Raw genomic sequence first — 4809 nt, 5'->3', positions numbered from 1 at the left:
TCCCCAATCGATGGGGGTTAATGCTAGCACCTTAGTATTTTCCCATGCCTGCCCTTTTTTGACTTCGCCAACAGTATCAGCAATGGAACCAAAAACTGGGTTAAGGCAATAAAGTGGATAAAGTTACTCTTTATCATGTATATACATAGTAAGGAGCAATCTCATTTGCCATGTATATACATAGTAGAAGAGGAATATGAAATGGATTGATATTCAGGTACAAGGCAGAAATCGTCTAGGCGTCCTCGCACACAGTCGGGCAAGTTTGAGCCAGATTATCGAGAAGAGCCTAAACGATTAAGGTCAATCCGGCTTACGGATACAGCCTGGGAGAAACTAGCCGAAATAGCAGTGAAACATCAACTGACGCGAAGTGAGGTGATTGAAATATTTGCCCGCAATGGCGAACTTTATTGAAGAGTGATTTGGTTGATGCGCCAAAAGAACAACTCTTCCATCGCAAGAGTTTACGAATGCTGATGACGCTGCCGCCGCCATGTCCGGATTTCCGCATCAGCAGTAGCATCAGACTCTTCGGCATAGCGTAGGGTTGTTTGCAAGTTTTTATGACCAAGCCGCTTGCGAATTGTAGCCAAACTTACCCCACCGTTTACCAATTCCGTCGCATGTGCGTGACGTAGTTGGTGAATCGTACAATCTATACCAGCTTTTTGGCAACAAAGCGCCCACTTTTGCTGGACAGATTGGTAACGTAATGGACCGCCGCGCCCATTCTTCTGAGCACGAAACAGTGGTCCATATTTATATCCTGTCTGCTTTAGATAAGTGCGTAGCATTGCCACCAATCGCTTATCGTCTAGCAGAACTGTGCGTCGAAATCCACCCTTACCTACCACGTTGACGTGTTCATCATCAGTAGTCAGGTTCAAATCTTCGATATATACAGCTAGTGCTTCTCCTATCCTCAGTCCTGTTTCAAAAATTAGCCGATAGAGCAATCGGTCACGAGCTTCAGATTTGGGAATAGCAGCCAAAATTTTCTCAATTTGCTGCCGCCCCATGCTATTTAGCTTTGGCGCTGACAGCTTGACGCGCTCAATTCTTGTCATGGGATTTGTCTCGATTAATTCCTGGCAGTAAGCCCAGTTGAAGAAACTGGCTAGGGTGGCTTGCTGACGAGCAACTGTTGCCGGACTCAGGTGAGTGCAAGTATCTAGGAACTTGCGGATGTGGTCTGTAGTGATAGCAGTAAGTCGCCCCGAGTAAAAATTTAAAAGTCTTCGCAAATCTGTTGTATAGCCTCGGCGAGTGTGAGCCGAGCGATTGGCATGGGCTAAATCAGCCAGAAAACTTGCTACCGCTACCTCTAAAGTCAGCTCATTCGTGTTGGGGGATTTCATCTCCCGTGACCTAATTATTCCTGTGATAACAATAAAATAACCAAAACGGGTAATGGTCGTCTATTCGTTGTATAGTCAAAAAACCCCAGAAAAATTCCTGTAGTAAAAATCATTATCACAGGAATAGTTGTGGTTGTAATTCAAGGTGACAGTATAGGTAAATGCCAGTTGAATTCTTGAGTGCCGAGCAGGAACGGCGGTACGGGTGCTATGTAGGAGAACCATCACCAGAACAACTGGCAAAGTATTTTTACTTAGACGATCTAGACCGAGAACTCATAAAAGGACGGCGTGGCAACCATAACCGACTGGGCTTGGCTTTACAGTTATGCACAGTTCGTTTTTTAGGAACTTTCTTGAGCGACCCAACGGATGTACCAATTGTCACAGTAGATTACTTGGTGGCACAGTTGGGAATCAGTGATACTACAAGTCTGGAACGCTATCGTAGCTCCGGCGCAAGATGGGAACATACTGCCCTGATTCGGCAATGCTATGGTTACAAAGATTTTAGCGAACAACCAGAACACTGGCGGTTGGTACGGTGGTTGTACCAACGCGCAACATTGAGTGCAGAATCTGCAAGTCTTTTATTTGACCTTGCTACTGCCCGCTTAGTTGAACGGAAAATTTTGTTACCTGGTGTTAGCGTTCTAGCCCGTCTGATTGCCAGTGCCCGTGACCGAGCTGCCAACCGTTTATGGAAGGTTTTATCCCAAAAACCCAATTCGCAACAAAGGTTACAACTAGAAAAATTGCTTTTAATTGCCAATGGTGAGCGTTATTCAACTTTAGACCGCTTGCGTCATTCCCCAAGCCGTGTTAGTGCCAAATCACTCTTTAATGCTCTAAATCGCTTAGTTGAGGTACGTTCTTTAGGTATTAGCAACATAGATTTATCAAAAATACCTCCGGCTCGCATCAAAATCTTGGCACGTCATGCCAATGCAGCACGGTCGCAAGCTATTGCTCGAATGCCAGACACTAGACGAATTGCGACTTTACTTGCCTTCGCTTATGTTTTAGAATTTACCGCCACAGATGATGTAATTGACTTGCTTGATTTACTGATTCAAAGTTTGTTAGCTAAATCCCAGCGCGAGGGAGAGAAAGAACGTTTGCGAACAATCAAGGATTTGGATGCGGCGGCACTACGGCTAAGTGAAGTTGCCGAGGTGATTCTTGACCCTAAGTGTGATGATATTGAACTTAGAAAAGAAGTGTTTGCTCGTGTTAATCAGGTGCAATTAGCACAAGCAGTAGCCAAAGTTAAAGCATTAGCTCGTCCCCCTGAGGACGAGTATTACGATCTGATGTTATCCTGTTGGCGCTTCTGTGCGGATTTTTTTACCTAAACTATTAGAAACTATTGAGTTCTCTGGCACTGAAACATCTGTACCAATTTTGTCGGCTTGGGAATTTCTGCGCTCTATTGAAGGGAAAGTTAGACCAGAGCTGAGCGTTGCGCCACTTGCACTCGTCAACAAGGGTTGGGCACGGTTGGTAATAGAAGCGAATGGAGAAATCAATCGTAAGGCTTACAGTTTCTGCGTTCTACAATGCCTGCGTGCCGCGTTGCGTCGCCGCGACGTGTTTGCAGCTAAAAGTTCCCGTTATTGCGACCCCCGTGCCAAACTTTTACAAGGTGCAGCGTGGGAATCGGCGCGTGCAGGGGTATGCCGAACTTTGAATTTGCCACCTACTTTTGAGGTGGAACTAAAGTTGTTAACGTCGCAACTCGATGAAGTCTACCGTCGCACATCTGCAAATTTCCCCACTAATGCAGCAGTACGTATCGAGCAGGAACAAGGGCGCGATACTTTGGTTCTTACAGGTTTGGATAAATTAGATGAACCATCCAGTCTGGTCGCACTCAAACAGCAAGTCGCTGCCATGCTACCAAAAGTCGATTTGCCAGAAGTTTTATTGGAAGTTCATGCACGAACAGGTTTCGCCAACGAGTTTACGCATTTGAGCCAAACGAATGCTCGTGTCGAAGATTTACACATCAGCGTTTGCGCCGTGCTACTGGCAGAAGCCTGCAACATAGGGCTAGAACCACTTGTACGCTCAGATATTCCCGCATTAACCAGAGGAAGGCTTTCTTGGGTACAGCAAAACTATATCCGGCAAGAGACTCTTATCCGTGCTAATGCCAGATTAGTTGATGCTCAAACCCAATTTAGGCTGGCAAAAATTTGGGGTGGAGGTGAGGTGGCATCTGCTGATGGGCTACGTTTTACAGTTCCTGTGCGGACTATCAACGCTGGCTCAAACGGCAAGTATTTTGGGGTGGGACGTGGTATTACTTACTACAACTTTACTTCCGACCAGTTTACTGGATTCCACGGCATTATTATTCCTGGTACTTTGCGTGACTCTATTTTCTTACTAGAAGGCTTGCTAGAACAACAAACCAGTCTTAGTCCTGTGGAAGTGATGACTGATACCGCCGGCTATAGTGACGTAGTGTTTGGTTTATTTTGGTTGTTAGGTTATCAATTCAGCCCACGCCTTGCAGACATTGGCGAAGCACGCTTTTGGCGGATTGATGGGAAAGCGGACTATGGAGTGCTCAATGGACTGGCGAGGAATCAACTCAATACTGAATTAATTGCCTGTAACTGGGACGATATGTTGCGAGTAGCAGGTTCTCTGAAGTTGGGAACTGTAAACGCCTCTGAGTTAATGCGTTCTTTGCAGCGGGGTCAGAATCCATCTACTTTAGCTAAAGCTATCGGTGAGCTGGGACGAATTGTCAAGACATTATATTTGTTAGCTTACATCGACGATGAGGCTTATCGCCGTCGCATCCTCACTCAAATCAATCGTGGTGAAGGACGCCATAGTTTATCTAGAGTTGTGTTCCACGGACAACGTGGGGAAGTGCGCCAAAGATATCGAGAGGGACAGGAAGACCAGCTTGGGGCACTTGGTCTAGTGGTAAACGTGATAGTATTATGGAACACCTGTTACATGGATGCAGCTAGCTCAAAGCTGCGTGAGCTTGGACAAGACCTAAAGCTAGAAGATCTCGCCCGACTATCGCCTTTAGGGTATAAACACATTAATCTGTTGGGGCGTTACTACTTTTCATTGGCAGAACCACTAAAACACGGGGAACTTCGTCCCTTACGTGACCCCAACACACCTGACGACTACGAAGTGATTTAGTAGTGCTTAACCCAGTTTTCTGTTCTTAAGTTTTATGACTTCTATTCATGTATATACATGGAACGTCAGGACGAGCTACCCCAAAATCAGCTTTTTTCTATGTATATACATGGCTAAACTTGCTGGAAGATTTGGTTCCATTGCTACTCGCACCCGGATTTCTACTTTTCTTCTGCCTAGAGTGATAAAACAGGGTTATGAAGACCATACCCGCGTCAACGACTTCCTACAACAAGTAAATCCCCTCAAGGAGTTAACAGGAAAATTCGATCCG

The 4809-nt window shown here is 45.6% G+C and carries 1 protein-coding gene and 1 pseudogene; one reads left to right on the top strand and one right to left on the bottom strand.

The annotated features are described in order from the left end of the window. Positions 1–467: 467 nt before the first annotated feature. The gene (locus tag DSM107010_RS36795) at positions 468–1361 is read right to left on the bottom strand and encodes a tyrosine-type recombinase/integrase (RefSeq protein ID WP_106171157.1); all 894 of its coding nucleotides are present in this window, start codon (positions 1359–1361) and stop codon (positions 468–470) included. A gap of 161 nt (positions 1362–1522) precedes the next feature. Between DSM107010_RS36795 and DSM107010_RS36790 the strand changes: the two are divergent. Continuing rightward, positions 1523–4535: pseudogene (locus DSM107010_RS36790) on the top strand (Tn3 family transposase). Positions 4536–4809 lie beyond the last annotated feature (274 nt).

Origin of the sequence: Chroococcidiopsis cubana SAG 39.79, assembly GCF_003991895.1 — a bacterium.
GTDB lineage: Bacteria > Cyanobacteriota > Cyanobacteriia > Cyanobacteriales > Chroococcidiopsidaceae > Chroococcidiopsis > Chroococcidiopsis thermalis.
Note: the sequence above shows the minus strand (reverse complement) of the source record. Positions and strands in the feature narration are given on the sequence as shown.

Coding starts and splice junctions, on each gene's coding strand:
- DSM107010_RS36795 (WP_106171157.1), bottom strand. CDS start 1,361: ATGAAATCCCCCAACACGAATGAGCTGACTTTAGAGGTAGCGGTAGCA.